Source organism: Niveispirillum sp., assembly GCF_017996735.1.
Taxonomy (GTDB): domain Bacteria; phylum Pseudomonadota; class Alphaproteobacteria; order Azospirillales; family Azospirillaceae; genus Niveispirillum.
Window position 1 is genome coordinate 1,238 of record NZ_JAGOGJ010000016.1, and the last position, 18,199, is coordinate 19,436.

The following is an 18,199-nucleotide window of genomic DNA, read 5'->3' on the forward strand; positions in this document are numbered from 1 at the left end:
CGGGATTGGTGCCACCGCCGCCAGGATTGGTCCCGCCGCCACCGGGATTGGTGCCACCGCCGCCAGGATTGGTCCCGCCGCCACCGGGATTGGTGCCACCGCCGCCAGGATTGGTCCCGCCGCCACCGGGATTGGTGCCACCGCCGCCAGGATTGGTCCCGCCGCCACCAGGGCTGGTGCCTGGGCCGCGCCCTCCGCCCGATCCGGTGACGGCACCCCCAACACCTGCAACGACCCCTGCACCGATTCCGGGAACGACGCCGCCAACACCGGCCGCTGTGGTTCCGGCACCGCTGCCGCCCCCCAGGCCTGACGTACCGCGATCATCCTGAGCAACAGCTTCGGCCACCTGCTGATCGTCGCTGGATCGGGTATTGATATTGGTCCGGGTGTCGTCACCCAGGGCGATCACGGTCGGGCTGCCCGGAGTGATGACTTCGCCGCCGATCAGTTGGATCTGGGTTTGAAGACCCGTGGCAATTCCTATGGCCGCGGCGATGACGCCAAGGTTGAGGGGTTGGTTGGCATAGATGACTGGATTCTCAACCATGGCCACCAGCACGACGCGCCCGCGCAGCACGCTTTCCATTGCATTGACGCCGATGCGCACCTTGGCCGCCGTCATCGCCGTGGCGGACCCGCCTGCGACAAGGATCTGCAGATCCCTGATTTCCAGTTCCGGCGGAAATCCACTGACCGAATCCGGCAAGGCCCTTACCCTGATCCCGCGCATGGCCCCGTCATTCATGCTGGCCAGCACCTGCTCCGCCCGGCCTGGAATATCAAAGGCGAACGGGGCCAGCAGGACCAGCAAGGTGACGACAACACCTGCATAAAGGACAAAGCGGAAGAACCAGCGGAGCGGCGTCAGCAGAAGGCGCAACATGGCAGACGAACCGGCTAGGGTGACGGGTGGCGCATCCTACTCCGGCGGCACACCCAAAGTCTTGTGGCGGATGTGGTGCCCCACCACCATTCATGGATGGGGTGGACAGGTACCCCGGCACCACGCATGGTATGGGACCGGATCATGCCGAAACGGGTACCCCGCCGAATGTCCTCGCCCACACCCAAGCTGTTCGTGTTCCGCTGGCGCAACGATGCCGGACGGGAGACCGAACTGTCCTGCTGGGCCGTGAACGAACGGGAAGCGGAAATGTCTGCCCTGCGCGCCGGGTGGCCGGGCCATGACGGCACCCGCATGGGGTCCTACCGGGCCCAGTTGAAACGTCATCTGCTTTACGATGAAGATTTTTAAAAACAGGTGTTGACAGGCCCGGCACAGTTTCATAAATAGCGGCTCCCGTTCGGGACCACCCGGACGGAACGAGTTTAGGCACCGTAGCTCAGCGGTAGAGCAGGGGACTCATAAGCCCTTGGTCGCGTGTTCAAATCACGCCGGTGCCACCATAGACGACCCCGTCGGAGTTATCTCCGGCGGGGTTTTCGTTTTTCCGGGCCGTGATGGTACGCTCTTTTCCTCACCAACCGGGTTCAGGGAACAGATCCGTGCTGAAGATTGATCGCAAGGGGGCGCTGCGCGGCGCCATGCTGTTGTTGTTGGCCCTGTCCGTGGCCGCCTGCGCCAACCAGCCGGCACCGGGGGTGACGCATCCCCTGCCCGGCCTGCTCTGGGGTCTGGTCCATGGTTTCCTGGCGCCGGTATCCTTCATCGGCAGCCTGTTCCTGGATGTGCGGATGTACGCCTTCCCCAATGACGGGCTCTGGTACGATTTTGGATTCGTGCTGGGGTCGGGCATCCTGTTCGGCGGTGGAAGCCGGGCGGTCTGAGCGCGTCAGGCCGCGATCAGGCTGCCCGCCGACAGGTTGGGACCGACCTTCATGCCATAACCGTTGCTGGGCTTGCCGCTGCTGGCATCGCCCTCATCGCTGTCGCGCGCGCCGGACCCGGTGGAGCGCTTCTTCTCCTCCTCATCCGTGGTCGGCAGGGCCAGGCTGTCCAGCATCATGATGGTGAAGGTGGAGATCGGTTCCTTGCCGCTGGCGGCGGACCGGTTGCCGGTCAGCCAGGGCTGGGAGGAAGTATCGACCGACTGCACGGTGCCCAGCGTCGTGGACCCGGCAAATTGTGCCGGGGCGTCGTCGAACTTGGCGGCGAAATTGTCGAAGATCTGACCGACCGATTTCGGCCGCGTGCCATCATAGAACACGTTCAGATTGGCCTTGGCCGCATCGGGCAACAGGGCCGCTGCCGGCTGGTTAGGGTTCTTGTCCATGGCCTTCAGGAACTTGGTGGCCCCGCCGGCGCCCAGGAAATGCGCCATGTAGAGTTCCGTGTTGCCCACCGGGCGGCCCAGTTCGTTTTCCAGATGGGTCTTGTTGTCATTGGCCAGTTCGGCGGCAAAAATGGCCGACAGGCGCGGGTCCTTGCGCAGGTTCAGGATTTCCTTGCGTGTCTGGGGGTCGGATACGGAACCGTCATTGATCTTGTCGGCATAGACACCCAACCCGTACTTGGCCCCGTGCTGTTCCACCATGTTCAACCACGTACCTTCGGTGAATTGGAACAGACCCGTGGCACTGCTGGTCGATGCCTTGACATCGGTGCGATATCCGCTTTCAACCCCCGCCTTATCCATCAGATAGGCAAAATCGACCCCTGTCGCCGCGCTCGCCTGCTGCACGGCGCGCACCACATGGACCGGCGCATTGCGCGTGTTGCCCTTGGTTTCAGCGACGCTGCCCTGGTTCAGGAGGTTGAGATTGGTAGTCACGGGACGGCTCCACGGGTACGGGTTCGCCAGGAAAGAAAGCAATCATCGTGCCAAGTGCCATACAGCGCAAAGCCTGATGACAAAAGCCTGCCTTTTACGTTAACGTAAGCCACAAGATGGCCACCTTTACCGGCGGGGCTTGCCGGGTGGGGGTCTTCGCGCGATGTTTCTTTATGAAACGGGCGGGCGCCGCAACCCGTCCGAAACAGGCAAGCCGGGAGGACAAGGCGACATGACCGCTTATAATGCACCCATCCAGGATATGCGTTTCACGCTGAACCATGTGGTCGGCCTGCCCCAGGTGGCAGCATTGCCGGGATATGACGCCGTGACGTCCGATCTGGTGGATCAGGTCCTGGACGAGGCGGGAAAACTGGCGCGCGATGTGCTGGCCCCGCTGAACTGGGTGGGCGACCAGAATGGCGCCAAGCTGGAGAATGGCGTGGTTACCACCGCCCCCGGCTTCCGTGATGCCTACTGGAAATATGCCGAGGGTGGCTGGAATGCCGTCCCGTTCGATCCGGATTTTGGTGGTCAGGGCCTGCCCTGGACCCTGGCCCTGCCGATCCAGGAAATGTGGACCTCGGCCAACATGTCCTTCTCGCTGTGCCCCATGCTGAACCAGGGGGCCGTGGAACTGCTGCAGGCCCATGGATCGGACCAGCAGAAGAAACTGTATCTGGAGAAGCTGATCAGCGGTGAATGGACCGGCACCATGAACCTGACGGAGCCGCAGGCCGGTTCCGATGTGGGCGCCGTCCGCACCAAGGCCGTGCCTCAGGATGACGGGACCTGGCTGATCACCGGGCAGAAGATCTTCATCACCTATGGTGAGCATGACTTCACCGACAACATCATCCATCTCGTGCTGGCCCGCACCCCCACCGCCCCGGCCGGCGTAAAGGGCATCAGCCTGTTCGTCGTGCCCAAATTCATGGTGAAGGAGGATGGCAGCCTGGGGGCGCGCAACGACCTGCGCTGCGCCGGGCTGGAGCATAAGATGGGCATCCATGCCAGCCCCACGGCCGTCATGGCCTATGGCGACAATGGCGGCGCTGTTGGCTTCATGGTGGGCGAGGAGAATCGCGGCATCGAGTACATGTTCACCATGATGAACAATGCCCGCCTGGGCGTCGGGCTTCAGGGCATGGCCATTGCCGAACGCGCCTATCAGCAAGCCGTGGAATATGCCAAGGGCCGCGTGCAGAGCCGCGCCCTGACCGGCAAGGATCCCAACCCGGTCGCGATCATCAAGCACCCGGACGTGCGCCGCATGTTGATGACCATGAAGTCGCAGGTGGAGGCCGCCCGCGCGCTGGTCTATTTCACCGCCTCGGCCCTGGACAACGCCCACCGCAACCCGGATGCCGACGCCGCCAAGGCCGCCAACGCGCTGAACGACCTGCTGACCCCCATCACCAAGGCATGGTGCACCGACCTGGGGGTGGAGATTTCCAGCCTGGGCGTGCAGATTCATGGCGGCATGGGCTTCATCGAGGAAACGGGCGCCGCCCAGCATTACCGCGACGCCCGTATCGCCCCCATCTATGAGGGAACCAACGGCATCCAGGCCAATGATCTGGTGTTCCGCAAGGTGCTGCGTGATGGCGGTCAGGCGGCCGCATCCCTGATCGCGGAGATGCGGGCCACCGCCGCCCTGATCGCCGACCAGCCGGGCGACGACATGGCAACCATGGGCGCCAATCTCGGCGATGCCATCGACGCCGTGGAAACGGCAACGAAATGGGTGCTGGAAACGGGCAAGGGTGACATGACGGCCGTCGCATCGGGCGCCGTCAATTATCTGCGCATGTTCGGCGTCACCATCGGCGGTTATCTGACGGCCAAGGCCATGATCGCCGCCAACGGCCTTCTGCGCGAACCGGGCGCGGATGCGCGGTTCCTGGATGGCAAGATCGTCACCGGCCGCTTCTATGCCGACCAGATCCTGCCGCAGGCGCGCGGTTTGCTGACTGTGGTGACGAACGGACACCGGGCCGTGATGGGCCTGTCTGAAGACCAGTTCTGATAAGCGGGGGCGGGTGGCGGACAACGCCGCCCGCCAGCCCCACAAGACGAAGGGCATAGGCCCAACGTTTGCGTGTCTAGACATTGCGGCAAATGGACTTTGCGGGTCCTTGGGTTTCACACTGCCCCATTCACAGAGGGCGGGAGGAACCCCATGACCGACACACCGACCGATGAACTGCGCCTGCTGGCAGCAAAGATCGCGACATCCTATGCACAGGCAAATCAGGTCGTGCCAGAACAGCTCCCGGGCTTGATTCGTTTGGCCTATCAGGGTTTGCAGCGGTGCATCACCCCTGCCCCTGCACCCGTCGTCGCGGTCAATAAGCGCCGCCGCGGGCGTCCGCCTTCGGCCTGACGGTTTCCCGTCAGGCACGGGCCTCCGTTTCACCATCCATCAGGCGTCGCAGCGTACCACGGGCGCGCGACAGGCGGGACTTCACGGTACCGACCGAGATATTGGCGTTGCGCGCAGCCTGTTCATAGCTGACCCCGCGCAACGCCACCATCACCACCATATCGCGCTGGTCGGTAGGCAACCGGGCCATGGCCCGGCGCAGATCGCGCATCTGCATGCGGCCCATCTGACGGGCCGGCGTGCCGCCCAGTTCCGCACCATCGCAATCATCCAGCGCCACATGTTGCCGGTTCCGGCGCAGGCCGTTGATATGCAGGTTGCGCAGCATCGTGGACAACCACGCCCGCAGGTTCGTGCCTTCTTCCCACAGGTGAAGCCGCGTCAGGGCGCGTTCCATGCATTCCTGGGCCAGATCATCGGCCTGGGTGCCATCGCGACACAGGCCCAGCGCATAGCGGCGCAGATATTCACGCTCGGCTGCCACCAGACGGGCAAGGTCCGGGCGGGCGGAAACAGTGATGATGTTATGCTGGCTGCTGGCCATGTTCATCTCCTTCGTCCAACGGCGAATTGCAAGATCACTGAGGCCATTGATCGAATATCGAAACATATCCGACCTATTATTGGCACAACCCAAGTCAGGGCTGATTTATCGTCCTGCAGTTCCCCAGCCGTGATTTAAGGAATTTTTACCCGGACCGTGTCATGATTGTGGCACGCGCCGGCTAATACCCGTTCTCTTTAGTCCGATCTGCTGGTCATAGGCCTTCCGCCGCACATGTGTCCGACCATTGGAAAACCGACACGGATGCGCTATATCCACCGGACAGGTGGAGCATGACTGGGCACCCGCAAACCGCCTGGCCCTAACCATCCGGTTGGGTGGCGGTTGAGGCGGCAAAGGCTTAGTGTCGGCGTCAAGCGACACCGCCGGCGTCAAGCCTCATCGACCCTGTCGCGCGCCTTTCCAAGGACACGTCATGTCGTCGCCCACCTACGAACCCTCGAAGCACCCCACCCCCCTGCGCCCCCTGAACGAAGCCACGGTGCTGTCGGTTGTGCTGCCCATGCATAACGAGGGGGAGAATATCGACGCCCTGTTCGCGCGGCTGCAGCCCGTGCTGGAACGGCTTGGCGTGCCGTATGAGGTCGTGTGCGTGGATGATGGGTCGCGGGATGATACCTGGCCACGCCTGATGGCCGTCCATGCGGCCAATCCGCGTATCCGGCTGGTGCGGTTCAGCCGCAATTTCGGCAAGGAAATGGCCATGACGGCGGGCCTGCGCCATGCCACGGGCCGGGCCGTCGTGCTTATGGACAGCGACCTTCAGCATCCGCCGGAAGTGATCGAAGAGTTCTATGCCCATTGGCAGGCCGGCGCGCAGGTCGTGTTCGGCGTGCGCCGGAGCCGCGATACCGACCCTCCCCTGCGCCGTTTCCTGACACGCCGCTTTTACAAGCTGCTGGATGCCATGTCGGAAGTGCCGCTGCCCCGCGATGCCGGCGATTTCCGCCTGATGGACCGGGCTGTCGTCGATGCGCTGAACCTGATGGGGGAACGCACGCGTTTCATGAAGGGGCTGTATAGCTGGGTCGGCTTCCGGCAGGTCGCGGTTCCGTTCGAAACAGCACCACGGTTTGCCGGCAACTCCACCTTCAGCACATGGAAACTGTTCCGTTTCGCGCTGGACGGCATTGTTTCCTTCTCGACCCTGCCCTTGCGCGTCTGGTCCTGGCTGGGCCTGGCGGTGGCGGCCATCGCCGTGATCTATGGAGCGCTGATTCTGCTGAAGACCATGATCTTCGGCATTGATGTGCCGGGCTATGCCTCGCTGATGGTGGCGACCCTGTTCCTGGGCGGGGTACAGTTGATCTGCCTGGGCGTGCTGGGCGATTATCTGGGCCGGGTATTCACTGAGGTTAAGGGACGGCCTCTGTATCTGGTCGCCGACAGTGTCGGGTTCACGTCGGCTGCCGCCACGGAGGAGACGCGCCCCGAACATCGCCTTGGGCCCGCCCCCCTGCCCGACCGGCGAAGCAGCGCAACGAACTGACCGGAGCTATGGGCCAGGCGTCAAAGGATATCGCAAACGCTGCTTTCTGGGATGGCGTGGCACAGGCGGCACTGGCGGTCGCCCTGTTGTTTGTGGCTGCGACCTTCAAGAATTACGGGATCACCTGGGACGAACCATTACATCTTGAGAATGGCTGGCGGGCACTGGACTGGTACCTGTCATTGGGTACGGACCAGCGGGTCCTGCATTTCCAGAATCTGTACCTTTACGGCGCCCTTTACGACACGCTGACGGCGGCGGCGGGGGCTTTGCTGCCCTTCGATGCCTATGAGTCGCGGCGGCTGGTCGGTGGCCTGATCGGTGTGGCGGGGCTGGCCGCCGTGCGGTCGCAGGCACGGCTGCTGGCCGGCCCCCGGGCGGGTGCGCTGGCTGTCATTCTGCTGCTGTTGACCCCGGAATGGATGGGGCAATCCTTTGCCAATCCCAAGGATGTGCCCTTCGCAACCGCCGCCGCCTGGATGGGCCTTTTGCAAGTCAGGCTGATTCGTGAGCTTCCCCATCAGAAATGGGCTGGTTTGGCTTTGTTCGGATTGGCCTTCGGGGCGGCGCTGGGCATACGCGTCGGGGGTGTCGTACTGATCGGCCCGTTGGGCATCGCCTGTCTTTACTGGCTGGCCCTGCATCTGCGCCGGACACCACCATCCACCGCCCTGCTTGACGGAGCCGGGGCGGCGGCGCGCCTGATCCCGGCTTTCCTGCTGGCCTGGCTGATCATGCTGGTCTGCTGGCCATGGGCACAGTTGGACCCGATTGCCCGCCCGCTGGAGGCGCTGGCCGGGTTCTCCCATTTTCCACTGTCGTTCAGTTTCCCGTTCGCCGGCCGCACCCTGGTCACAACCGACCTGCCCTGGTGGTATGTGCCGGTGGCGTTCGGCGTGAAGCTGCCGGAAGTGACGCTGCTGGGCCTGGGGATTGCGGTCGTCCTGGCCCTGCGTGCCCTGTTTCGGGCACCGCTGTCACTCTCGCCCGAAAGGGTGGGGCTGGCGGCGGCGATCCTGCTGCCGCCCCTGATCGTCATTATCACCGGGGCGGTGCTGTATGACGGTATCCGCCATCTGTTGTTCCTGCTCCCCCCCCTGACGGTCGCGGCCGGTATTGGTCTGGACCGGCTGGCAACATGGCTGAACAGTGCCGCTGTCCGGGAACGGATGCCACAGGCGACCCGTCTGGCCGCGGCGCTGCTGTGCCTGTGGACAGGGTGGCAGGCGCTGACCATGCTCCGTCTGCATCCATACGAGGCGATCTGGTATAACGCCCTGGCCGGTGGCGTGCGGGGTGCCGAAGGACGATTCGAGCTGGATTATTGGGGCAGCCCCCTGTCGGAAGCGGCCGACATGCTGCGCAATCGCATCGTCGCGCAGGAAGGGGGCGGTGCCATCGCCCGTCCCTATCGCGTGCGTATCTGCGGGCCGCATGCAAGCGCGCTGCATTTCCTTCCCCCAACCTGGAAGGCACCCGACAATGGACAGGGCGAAGCGGATTTCTACATCGCGTTCACACGCGGCAATTGCGGCCCGGTCCCGGCGGGGCGGGAAATTGTCAGGGTTGAACGGATGGGCGTCACACTGGCCTATGTGCTGGACCTGCGGGCATATACTGACACCAGCGGCTTGAAAGAGTGACCGTTGGTCACTCTTTCAAGCCCTTCAATCGCCAGCGCCCACATCGGAGGGCTTCGGCTGCGCCGCATGAGCGGCGCGGCGCCAGTCGGTGTCATTTGACGGCAAAGAAAACCCGCCCTGATCGGTGACAACCAGGGCGGATCGCAATGGAACGAACGGCCTGGGTCTGCCGCTCAGAACCCCGCTGCCTGCCGCTGCACAGGCATCGTCTCGTTCTGCAATTGATCAAGCTGCGCCACCACGCGTTCCGACGCGTCCTCGACCAGGACGATCTCCTTCATGGCACCGTCCAGATCGCCGGCGTTGAACAGCTCGACAGCACGGATGCCATGTTCATGCACCGACCGGTGGGGGGCCTCCAGGCCCGCAAAGGCGGGATGATCCCGGAAAGGCAGCGAACCGGCGCCATAATACCATTTGCCCAGGCGGCAACTATCATGCCGGGCCAGTTCCTCCGCCTTCAGCGTCTGCAAACCCACGACCATGTCGGCCAGCCGCTTCTTCCACATGATGTGATCGACCTTGGCGATCTTCACGATCTTGTTGGGAATGTCCTGTTTCATCAGGTCGGACAGTTGTTTGCCCAGCAGCGCCTCCACCCCCTTGGTGGCGTCGACGTTACGCATGATCGCCTGGCTGTTGCGCGCAGCGTGGCTGGCAATGTCGGTGACGCCGTGCGCCACCTCCTGTGCCGCCGCCGTCTGCTGGTGCAGGATCGAGGCGATTTCCGCCATGCGCTCCGTTGTCGTGTCCACACGCGTCGTGACATCGTCGATCCGGGCGGAAACCTCGCGCATCTGGTCCTGCCCGGCCGCTACGGCGCGGGTCCCGTCCTGCATCGACCCGACGATGGCGCCCATTTCGTTGCGCAGATGGGCCAGACGGGAGCGGATATCCTCCGTCGCCTTGGCTGTCTGGTTAGCCAGGCTCTTCACCTCGCTGGCGACCACGGCAAAGCCCTTGCCGGCCTCCCCCGCGCGGGCGGCCTCGATCGTTGCATTCAAGGCCAGAAGGTTGGTCTGCGCAGCGATGGCCTCGATGCTGGCCAGGATGTCCTGGATACGGTCGGATGCCTCCGAAAGCTCCGACACCCGCGACGCGCTTTGCGCGACGGCGTCGGCGATGGCTTCCATGCCCTTCACGGCATTGGCCACGGCCTGACGCCCGCCTTCCGCCACATCATGAGCCTCCGCCGCCAGCCGGGCCACATCCTGGCTGCGGGCGGAAATCTCGTTCACACCAGCCACCGTCTCCTCCGTCGCGGCGGCGATGGCCTGGGCCTGGCCATCCACCGCACGGAGCTGGCCCACCATCTCGGCATTGGCGATGGAGGCATCGTTGATGGCGGTTGCCACATCCACGGTGCGGTCCATCAGACCGGCCATGAAGGCGGCTATATCGATTGGACCCTGTGCCGCCGTGGCCGGAGCCGCCGGGGCCAACAGGACGGACAGCGCATCGGACAGCATCCGGCCCAGCAGTCGGATACCGTCAATGGCGGCAGCGTTCCGCCAGCGCGAAGCGGCAAGCAGCGACGCCGACAAATCCGCCTGGGCCGTGGCGAAGGCCGACGCAGCGACGCCCGCACCCTTGCCCGAATTGCGGAAGGCGGCGGCCAGTTCGGCCTTCCCATCGGCCGGCATGTCCCCCTCGATCAGCGATCGCAGCGCCCGGACGCTTATCCCCTCAACCTCCAGACGCCGATGCAAAGCAATCAGAGCCGCATCGAAGGATTCGCCTATGCGCGCCAACATGGCGCGGCCGTCATCATTCGCCATCCCAACCAATCCCCCAAGGAACCAATGTCTCTTTGTTGGAGACAGCTTGTATCAGGTTTGGAAAAGACTTGAAATGCCACCTCACTTTTTGCGCAATGCAGCATTTTTTGCTTCAGTGCAGCAAATCCAGGAACCGGACAGTGTGGCCCAGATCGGCGCGTTGTACGGCGCGGCGATCGGCAGCTTCCCAATCCTCGCCCCATTTCTCGATCTGGTAATTCTCGTCCAGTTGGGCCAGATCGAAGGCCTGCTCCGCCGTGAGATGGCCATCGACAAGGGCCAGCGACACCAGCAGCGATCCGGTGATGCCAATGGTATTCTGAAGTGCCGTCAGGCGCCATTCGTCCAACTGGTCCACCGCCGCGCGCAGGGCCTTCAGCGCCCCTTCCGGTTGCGGCTTGTGGATGATGCCACTGGTGATCAGCAGATGCGCGTCATACCGGCGGGCCGCCCAGTCCAGCAGCGGGTTCCATAATGTCGCCTGACGCTGGATCAGTTCTTCCGGCTCGTCCGCGCGGTAACAGACCAGTTCGCTTTCGCCATAGACGGCCGATGCCTCGGCCACCGCGTCCAGGCGGCCCCGCACCCCGTCGATGCTGGTGCTGGACAGTTGGGTCAGGGGCATGGTGGCGGGCTTCACCTCCTCCCCCTGCGCGGCCCATTCGGCGGCCATCGCCTCGGCCAACGCACGGGTGGGCACGACCAATGGCAGCTTGGCCGGGGTGCGCACCGGCTTTCCATCCAGTGTCAGGGTAAAGCCACCCTCGGCGGCCACGGTTCCAACCTGCTTGTAAAAACGCTTCATCATCTCAATCCCTGACCAACAGGCCCATCACGGCATCGGGCAAGGCCCGGTAATCCTGCACCAGAAGGTCGGCCCCGGCCGCCAGCAGTTCCGCCCCGTCATGATAGCCCCAGGCGACACCGATGGAGCGGACACCGGCATTGCGGGCCATCAGGATATCGAAGCTGGTATCACCGATGACAACGGTTCCCGCCGCGTCCGCCCCGCTTTCGGCAAGGGCCGCATAGACCATGTCGGGGCTGGGTTTGCCCGCCACCCGGTCGCTGGTCTGCAAACTGACGAACCGGTGTGCCAGCCCGTGATGGGCCAATGTCGCATCCAGGCCGCGGCGGCTTTTCCCCGTGGCGATCCCCAACAGGAAGCCGGCGGCCTCCAGCGCATCCAGCGCGGCCACGACACCATCGAACAGCGGTTCGGGATATGTGCCGGCCAGCCGGTTACGATAGAAGGCAGCCTTGTAGGCCTCCGATATCGCATCATGCGCATCCGGGGTCTGGGCGGGGGCCAAACGCGCCACCGCCTCCACCAGCGGCAATCCGACCACCCGTCGCACGTCGCGGGCAGCGGGCGGCACCAGACCATGGGCCGCAAAGCCCGCTTCCATGGCCGCGACGATGGCATACTGGCTATCGACCAGGGTGCCATCACAATCAAACAGGGCGAGTTTCAGCGACATCTATCCGTATGTACCAGCCAATTTCACAATAGCTGTGCTACTCCGTGTGGGGGACAGTGTCGAGAGGCGGCATGACATGCGGCACATGCCCGGCGGTAAGGCGCGGGGGCCGGTATTGGAAGGAAGCATAGTTGCGGATGCGTCTTTTTTCTCTCCTGGTCACGTTGTTTTGCTGTTTTCCCGCATATCCCGCCTTGGCCAGGGAAGATTACGGCGTCATTTACAGCGGACAGAAGGATGACCGCGTCTTCAATTCGATGGTGGTATCCGCCGTCAGCAGCTTCGAGGAACAGCACGAGGTCAATTTCCGCCATCGGGTGATCGTGGCGCAGGAAGATAGCGCCGACGCCATCCGCGCCTTTGTCGAACGCGGCATCACAACCTTGGTGCTGGTCGGTTTCATTCACGAAAAGGCGGTGCGCGAGCTGGCGCCCCGCTATCCGCATGCACGCTTCACCATCATCGATGGCGATGTGACCGGCCCGAATGTCCGGTCCATCCGGTTCCGTGAACAGGAAGCCGGCTTTCTGGCCGGTATGGCCGCCGCCTTTGCCAGCCGGTCAGGCCGGGTCGCCTTCATCGGCGCCGTTGCCACGCCGCCGGTCCGGCGCTTCGGCTGTGGATTCGTGCAGGGCGTTCGCGAGGCACGCCCCGTCACCGTGATGGCACGCTATATGACAACGGATCTGGACGGGTTTCGTGATCGCCGGCTGGCCCGATCCGTCGCGGAGGATATGCTTGCCGACGGCGCTGACGTGCTGTTTCCCGCCGCCGGGCTGGCCAGCCGCGACGCGCTTCTGGCCGCCGCCCAGGCGGGAAAGTTCGGTATCGGGGTGGATAGCGACCAGGAAGAGGTGGCGCCCGGCCATATTGTCACCACCGCCGTGAAGCGTATCGACGTGGCGGTTACCGCCGCCCTGCAGGATCTCTATGGCGGCACCTGGAAAGCCGGCAACTTTGAAATCGGCGTGACCGAGGGGGGCGTGGATTGGGTCCGCCCCGGTGCCGACCGCTTTATCACCCCCGCGCAGATCAGTGCGATCGAAACAGCGAAAAGCCGGATCAGTACCGGCCGGCTCACCATTCTGGCCCAGGAACCGGCCTGTAAACAGGTCGGCGTGACCCCATAGCAACGGGGCGCGGATCAACGGGGAACCGCGCCCCCAGGCACATAAAAAGAACCCCGGCGGATGTTATCCGCCGGGGTTTGGTCAAGGGGAACCCAGTTGAACGGGGGGCAGAGAAAAAAGAAGCTTTGACAGATACCACGCTGACGCCATGGCGATCAGCGCGGGTCCCGAAGATCAACATGGTTGACCTTGCGGACACTCAGCGCGGACATTCAGCGACGCTGTTCCTGGTCCGCCTCCAGATGGCGCCGGTTCTTCTCGGCCTGCGCCTTCTGCTCGTCAGTGGGCGTTGGCAGGATGCCCTTGTCGGTGCCCATCCCGTCGGTGCGCGGCGGCGGCTTGGCCGTCACGCGCTGTTCGGACGCGACGGGGTCGCTGGCCGGGAACGTATCGTCCAGGTCCCGATCCAGCTCAAATTCCGTGGGCTGGGTCGGTTTCTTTTCGACGGGTGAGTGCTGGGGATGGTTCGGCATGTGTTCCTCCCGGCGGCATGGCCGCCTGTCCATTGCGGATGCGGGATCACATCCAATAGGGCGGGACGTTGTAGTAGGTGGAAACCGGCTCCCGCCAGCGGGTGTCATCGGCGCCCAGTTCCTGCTCGGAATAAGAAGGCGCGCTTTCCAGCCGGGCCCGATCCAGCGGGACGACATAGCCGCCCTTGTCGGGATCATAGTTCAGCACCGACCAGGGAAGCGGATGGTAACGCTCGCCAATGCCCAGGAAGCCGCCGAACGCCATGATGGCGTATGCGACATTGCCCGTGCGCTTGTTCAGCATCACGTCCTCGACATAGCCGATCTTGTCACCGTCGGCGCCATAGACGTTGGTGCCGTTCACCTTGCCGGCGCTGATGCAGGTATTGGTCTCGCTACGCGCCACATCACTGATGGCCATGATGGTGGTCCTTCCCGTTGTGGTTTACGGAAAGGAAACACCACAGCCCCCTGAAAGGTTCCGGCCCAGTCACGAAAATGCGACAGGATTGACGACACAAAACCCCGATCCCGAAGAGGGACCGGGGGATGGTCAAGCGCCCTGCTGCGCCATCTGTTCGTCGCGCCGACGGGCCTTTTCCTGGCGTGCGTTGTAGATGCCGGCACAGATGATGCCGATAGCCACGATGGTCACCACAATGGTGGCCAGCGCATTGACCTTGGGCGACAGGCCCAGACGGACGGAGGAGAAAACGATCTGCGGCAGCGTGGTGGAACCGGGGCCCGACACAAAACTGGCCACCACCAGATCATCCAGCGACAGGGTGAAGGCCAGCAGCCAGCCCGACACGATGGCCGGCGCGATCAGCGGCAGGGTGATGACAAAGAACACCTTGGCTGGCCGTGCCCCCAGATCCATCGCCGCCTCTTCCAGGCTGGCATCCATGGACACCAGACGCGACTGCACCACCACGGTCACAAAGGACATGGTGAAGGTGATATGTGCCAGCACGATGGTCAGCACCCCGCGCCCTTCCGGCCAGCCGAAAAGCTGTTCCATGCTGACGAACAGCAGCAGCAGCGACAGGCCCAGGATCACCTCCGGCATCACCAGCGGTGCAGACACCATGCCGGAGAACAAGGCCCTGCCCTTGAACGCGCCGAACCGTGCCAGCATCAATCCGGCCATAGTGCCCAGCACGACTGCGCAGGTGGCGGAAATGAAGGCCACCCGGACCGACAGCCACGCGGCCGACAGCAACTGGTCATCCCGGAACAGTTCCCCATACCAGCGGAAGGAGAACTCGCTCCATACCGAGATGGACCGGTTGTCGTTGAAGGACAGCACGATCAGCAGGAAGATCGGCAGATAGAGGAACAGCAGGCCAATGACCAGACCGATCCGCAGGAACCAGGATTTCGGCATTATTGCTGCTCCCCCTGTCTGCTCTGCACGTTCTGGAAAATCATGATCGGCACCACCAGGAACAACAGCAGCGCCACGGCCACGGCGGATGCCAGCGGCCAGTCGCGGTTATTGAAGAATTCCGTCCACAGGGTGCGGCCGATCATCAGCGTATCGGGTCCCCCCAGCAGTTCCGGGATCACGAATTCGCCCATAGCCGGAATGAAAACCAGCATGGACCCCGCGATCATGCCCGGGATCGACAGGGGCAGCGTGATGGACAGGAAGGCTTTCCAGGGCGGGCAGCCCAGATCGGCCGCCGCCTCCAGCAACGTATTGTCCAGCTTCTCCAGCGTCGAATAGAGCGGCAGGATCATGAAGGGCAGATAGGAATAGGTGATGCCGATATAGGTGGCCACCGGCGTGTAGAGGATCTGCAAGGGCTGGTCGATGATGCCCAGCCATATCAGCACATTGTTCAGCACGCCGTTGTTGGACAGGATGCCGATCCAGGCATAGACCCGGATCAGGAAACTGGTCCAGAAGGGCAGGATGATCAGCATCAGCAGGGGCGCACGCCATTTCGGATCGGCCTTGGCGATGGCATAGGCCACCGGATACCCCACCAGCAGGCAGCAGATGGTGGAGATGAAGGCGATCTTCAGGCTGTTCAGATAGGCGACGACATACAGGTCGTCGGTCAGCATGTAGTGGAAATTATAGAAGGTGACGGTGATCTGGTACTTCAGTTCCTCCACCGTTTCGATCAGCGGCGTGAAGGGCGGAATCGCCATCTGGCTTTCGGCCAGGGCAATCTTCAGCACGATCAGGAACGGGATCAGGAAAAACAGCAGCAGCCACCCATAGGGCAGCAGCATGACCAGCGCCCGGCCGGACAGGCCGACCCGCTGCAACAGGCCCAGAAAGCCCGTGTGGCGCATCTCGCTTTGAACCGTCTCGGCCATGGCAGCCCCCTTCCCGTCTGGTCAGTTGGTCAGGACGCTGCCGGCGAACGGCCGCCAGGTGAGATAGACCCGGTCTTCCCAGGTGATGGGCATTTCAGTGCGGCGCGTCACCATGGGGGCCGTGACACGCACCCGCTTGCCGGTATCCAGCAGGATCTCATAGATCGAGACATCGCCCAGATAGGCGATTTCCTTCACCACACCCGTCGCCTGATTGCGGCCATCGCCGGTGGCCGGTGCATCCTTGGAGATGGAAACCTTCTCCGGTCGCACGGCGACCCAGCATTCCGTGCCTGGCGCCAGATGGCCGGGATGGGCCACATAGAGATCGCAGTTCGCCTCGTCGGAGCGGATCAGGGAATGGTCCGGCTCGCTTTCCACGATACGGCCATGGAACATGTTGACCGACCCGATGAATTCCGCCGTGAAGCGGCTGTTGGGATATTCATAGATTTCGGTTGGCGTGCCGATCTGTGCGATATAACCACGGTTCATCACGGCGATGCGTGACGACATGGTCATCGCCTCTTCCTGGTCATGGGTCACGACCACGAAGGTGATGCCCACCTTTTCCTGGATATTCACCAGCTCGAACTGGGTCTGTTCACGCAGCTTCTTGTCCAGCGCGCCCAGAGGTTCATCCAGCAGCAGCAGCTTCGGCCGCTTCACCAGGGCACGAGCCAGCGCCACACGCTGCCGCTGACCGCCGGAAAGCTGGTGCGGCTTGCGTTTTCCGAACTGCCCGAGTTGCACGAGGTTGAGAACGTCGGCCACACGCTCCTTGATCTCCGCCGCCGGCACCTTGTCCTGATGCAGGCCGAAGGCGATGTTTGCCTCCACACTCATATGCGGGAACAGGGCATAGGATTGGAACATCATGTTCACCGGCCGCTCATAGGGCGGCACGTTGGACATATCGACACCGTCGATGAAAATCTTGCCCTCGGTCGGCCGTTCGAATCCGGCCAGCATGCGCAGCAAGGTGGTCTTGCCCGATCCGGAACCACCCAGAAGGGAGAAGAATTCGCCGCGATAGATCGACAAGGAAACGTCGTCCACGGCGGTGAAATCGCCGAACTTCTTCGTCACCTTCTCGATACGGACATAGGGCTTCTCATTCGGGTCCCGCCAAGGTTCCAGCTTGGTCTGGGTCCGCGAGGGCTGCGCATTGGCCATGTCCGTATATGTCCCTGTCCGGTTGGCAATATCGGTTGGGTGGCGTGGCGTTTCACGCACCGCACAATTCTACACGCGTCGCGGGTCCGGCGGATAGGGGGAGCATGGTGCCGACCGCAATTTTCACGAAAGTCCATCGCGGCGCCGACACCGCATGGGCTGGGCACAGCATCCTGGTGCGATTACCCGAAAGTTTGGCTAGGATGGCGATGGCGGCTCCGCCGGACCGCCTTGCAGAAGGAATTGCAACTCCATGTCCGTCACCCATGACAACCCGGCCATCAGCATGGCCGATGGCCTCTCCCTTACGGATGCTGTGAAGCAAAGTTTCGATGAGGCGCTGAAGCTGCGTGGCAAGCTGAATGAGTTTGTGTTGTCGATTGAGGGAATGTCGGGACGCAAGTACCGTTACTTCATCAATAATCTGATCGCATCGATCGATAACGCCCGTTATCTGGAAGTCGGATCCTGGGCCGGATCCACATTGTGTTCCGCCCTGTACGGCAACAAGGTCAAGGCGACGGCCATCGATAACTGGTCACAATTCGGCGGCCCGGTTAATCACTTCTTCGCCAATGTCGCCAATTGCGTGTCTGCGGATGCGCGGTTGAGCGTCCTGTCGGAGGATTTCCGCAAGGTGAACTATGCCGGGCTCGGCAAGTTCAACATCTATCTTTTCGATGGCCCGCATGAATACAAGGACCAGTATGACGGGCTTTCGCTGGTCATGGATGCCTTGACGGACGAGTTTGTCTTCATTGTGGATGACTGGAACTGGCAGCCCGTGCGTGACGGCACCTTTGATGCCATCCGGGCCTGCGGCCTGGAGATCAAGACACGAATCGAAGTCCGCACGACTGACGACGAGTCCCATCCCGATATATTCGGCAAGGCCTCGGACTGGCACAACGGCTATTTCATTTCCGTTCTGCGCAAGCGGGCCTGACCCGATATATCCCGGCCTTTACTGCCGCCCGGATCAGGACCATGGTCCTGATCCGGGCGGACAGGA

The 18,199-nt window shown here is 62.9% G+C and carries 19 protein-coding genes and 1 tRNA gene; 9 read left to right on the top strand and 11 right to left on the bottom strand.

Annotation, left to right across the window (positions count from 1 at the left end; genetic code table 11):
- A partial coding sequence (locus tag KBA48_RS07765) for a hypothetical protein (RefSeq protein WP_292904903.1) occupies positions 1 to 886 on the bottom strand: 886 nt, incomplete at its 3' end.
- 168 nt (positions 887 to 1,054) lie between these two features.
- Here KBA48_RS07765 and KBA48_RS07770 point away from each other — a divergent pair.
- The 3 genes from KBA48_RS07770 (at position 1,055) to KBA48_RS07780 (ending at position 1,791) form a co-directional block, all read left to right on the top strand.
- On the top strand, positions 1,055 to 1,258 hold the full coding sequence (locus KBA48_RS07770) for a hypothetical protein (protein WP_292904905.1): 204 nt from the start codon (positions 1,055 to 1,057) through the stop codon (positions 1,256 to 1,258).
- A 77-nt stretch (positions 1,259 to 1,335) separates the two neighbouring features.
- Positions 1,336 to 1,410, top strand: a tRNA-Met gene (locus KBA48_RS07775).
- A 99-nt stretch (positions 1,411 to 1,509) separates the two neighbouring features.
- Positions 1,510 to 1,791, top strand: coding sequence for a hypothetical protein (locus KBA48_RS07780; RefSeq protein WP_292904907.1), 282 nt, complete (start codon positions 1,510 to 1,512; stop codon positions 1,789 to 1,791).
- 5 nt (positions 1,792 to 1,796) lie between these two features.
- Here the strand turns inward: KBA48_RS07780 and KBA48_RS07785 are convergent, their stop codons facing one another.
- A complete protein-coding gene (locus tag KBA48_RS07785; protein WP_292904909.1) occupies positions 1,797 to 2,735 on the bottom strand; it encodes a hypothetical protein in 939 nt (312 codons plus the stop codon).
- Positions 2,736 to 2,967: 232 nt separating this feature from the next.
- Here KBA48_RS07785 and KBA48_RS07790 point away from each other — a divergent pair, with 232 nt between their 5' ends.
- Positions 2,968 to 4,764, top strand: a complete 1,797-nt coding sequence (locus KBA48_RS07790; protein WP_292904911.1) for an acyl-CoA dehydrogenase — start codon at positions 2,968 to 2,970, stop codon at positions 4,762 to 4,764.
- A 153-nt stretch (positions 4,765 to 4,917) separates the two neighbouring features.
- A complete protein-coding gene (locus KBA48_RS07795) occupies positions 4,918 to 5,121 on the top strand; it encodes a hypothetical protein (RefSeq protein ID WP_292904913.1) in 204 nt (67 codons plus the stop codon).
- Positions 5,122 to 5,131: 10 nt separating this feature from the next.
- On the opposite strand, the gene KBA48_RS07800 is transcribed toward KBA48_RS07795, so the two are convergent.
- Positions 5,132 to 5,665, bottom strand: a complete 534-nt coding sequence (locus KBA48_RS07800; RefSeq protein WP_292904915.1) for a sigma-70 family RNA polymerase sigma factor — start codon at positions 5,663 to 5,665, stop codon at positions 5,132 to 5,134.
- Between the two features lie 436 nt (positions 5,666 to 6,101).
- Here KBA48_RS07800 and KBA48_RS07805 point away from each other — a divergent pair, with 436 nt between their 5' ends.
- Positions 6,102 to 7,175, top strand: coding sequence for a glycosyltransferase family 2 protein (locus tag KBA48_RS07805; RefSeq protein ID WP_292904917.1), 1,074 nt, complete (start codon positions 6,102 to 6,104; stop codon positions 7,173 to 7,175).
- Positions 7,176 to 7,183: 8 nt separating this feature from the next.
- Positions 7,184 to 8,818 carry a glycosyltransferase family 39 protein gene (locus tag KBA48_RS07810; RefSeq protein ID WP_292904919.1) on the top strand — a complete coding sequence of 545 codons (1,635 nt, stop codon included), beginning with the start codon at positions 7,184 to 7,186 and terminating at the stop codon, positions 8,816 to 8,818.
- 173 nt (positions 8,819 to 8,991) lie between these two features.
- On the opposite strand, the gene KBA48_RS07815 is transcribed toward KBA48_RS07810, so the two are convergent.
- The 3 genes from KBA48_RS07815 to KBA48_RS07825 all read right to left on the bottom strand — a co-directional run bounded on the left by KBA48_RS07815 (position 8,992) and on the right by KBA48_RS07825 (position 12,077).
- Positions 8,992 to 10,596 (bottom strand): methyl-accepting chemotaxis protein, encoded by a 1,605-nt coding sequence (locus KBA48_RS07815; RefSeq protein ID WP_292904921.1) that lies wholly within the window; start codon positions 10,594 to 10,596, stop codon positions 8,992 to 8,994.
- A 112-nt stretch (positions 10,597 to 10,708) separates the two neighbouring features.
- On the bottom strand, positions 10,709 to 11,404 hold the full coding sequence (locus KBA48_RS07820) for an ATP12 family chaperone protein (RefSeq protein ID WP_367273821.1): 696 nt from the start codon (positions 11,402 to 11,404) through the stop codon (positions 10,709 to 10,711).
- Between the two features lies 1 nt (position 11,405).
- Positions 11,406 to 12,077, bottom strand: coding sequence for an HAD-IA family hydrolase (locus tag KBA48_RS07825; protein ID WP_292904923.1), 672 nt, complete (start codon positions 12,075 to 12,077; stop codon positions 11,406 to 11,408).
- A 194-nt stretch (positions 12,078 to 12,271) separates the two neighbouring features.
- On the opposite strand from KBA48_RS07825, the gene KBA48_RS07830 reads away from it, so the two are divergent.
- Entirely contained in the window at positions 12,272 to 13,207 is a 936-nt protein-coding gene (locus KBA48_RS07830) for a BMP family ABC transporter substrate-binding protein (protein ID WP_292904925.1), read from the top strand.
- Between the two features lie 212 nt (positions 13,208 to 13,419).
- Here the strand turns inward: KBA48_RS07830 and KBA48_RS07835 are convergent, their stop codons facing one another.
- The 5 genes from KBA48_RS07835 to KBA48_RS07855 form a co-directional block, all read right to left on the bottom strand.
- Positions 13,420 to 13,680: a hypothetical protein gene (locus tag KBA48_RS07835; protein WP_292904927.1), complete on the bottom strand. Its 261-nt coding sequence runs from the start codon at positions 13,678 to 13,680 to the stop codon at positions 13,420 to 13,422.
- Between the two features lie 46 nt (positions 13,681 to 13,726).
- Positions 13,727 to 14,101 carry a PRC-barrel domain-containing protein gene (locus tag KBA48_RS07840; protein WP_292904929.1) on the bottom strand — a complete coding sequence of 125 codons (375 nt, stop codon included), beginning with the start codon at positions 14,099 to 14,101 and terminating at the stop codon, positions 13,727 to 13,729.
- Positions 14,102 to 14,233: 132 nt separating this feature from the next.
- On the bottom strand, positions 14,234 to 15,067 hold the full coding sequence (locus tag KBA48_RS07845; protein WP_292904931.1) for an ABC transporter permease subunit: 834 nt from the start codon (positions 15,065 to 15,067) through the stop codon (positions 14,234 to 14,236).
- Positions 15,067 to 15,987 (bottom strand): ABC transporter permease subunit, encoded by a 921-nt coding sequence (locus KBA48_RS07850; RefSeq protein ID WP_367273822.1) that lies wholly within the window; start codon positions 15,985 to 15,987, stop codon positions 15,067 to 15,069. Before KBA48_RS07850 ends, KBA48_RS07845 begins: the two co-directional genes overlap by 1 nt.
- Positions 15,988 to 16,032: 45 nt before the next feature.
- Entirely contained in the window at positions 16,033 to 17,187 is a 1,155-nt protein-coding gene (locus KBA48_RS07855; protein WP_292904935.1) for a polyamine ABC transporter ATP-binding protein, read from the bottom strand.
- Between the two features lie 253 nt (positions 17,188 to 17,440).
- Between KBA48_RS07855 and KBA48_RS07860 the strand changes: the two genes are divergently transcribed.
- The gene (locus tag KBA48_RS07860) at positions 17,441 to 18,133 is read left to right on the top strand and encodes a class I SAM-dependent methyltransferase (protein ID WP_292904937.1); all 693 of its coding nucleotides are present in this window, start codon (positions 17,441 to 17,443) and stop codon (positions 18,131 to 18,133) included.
- Positions 18,134 to 18,199 lie beyond the last annotated feature (66 nt).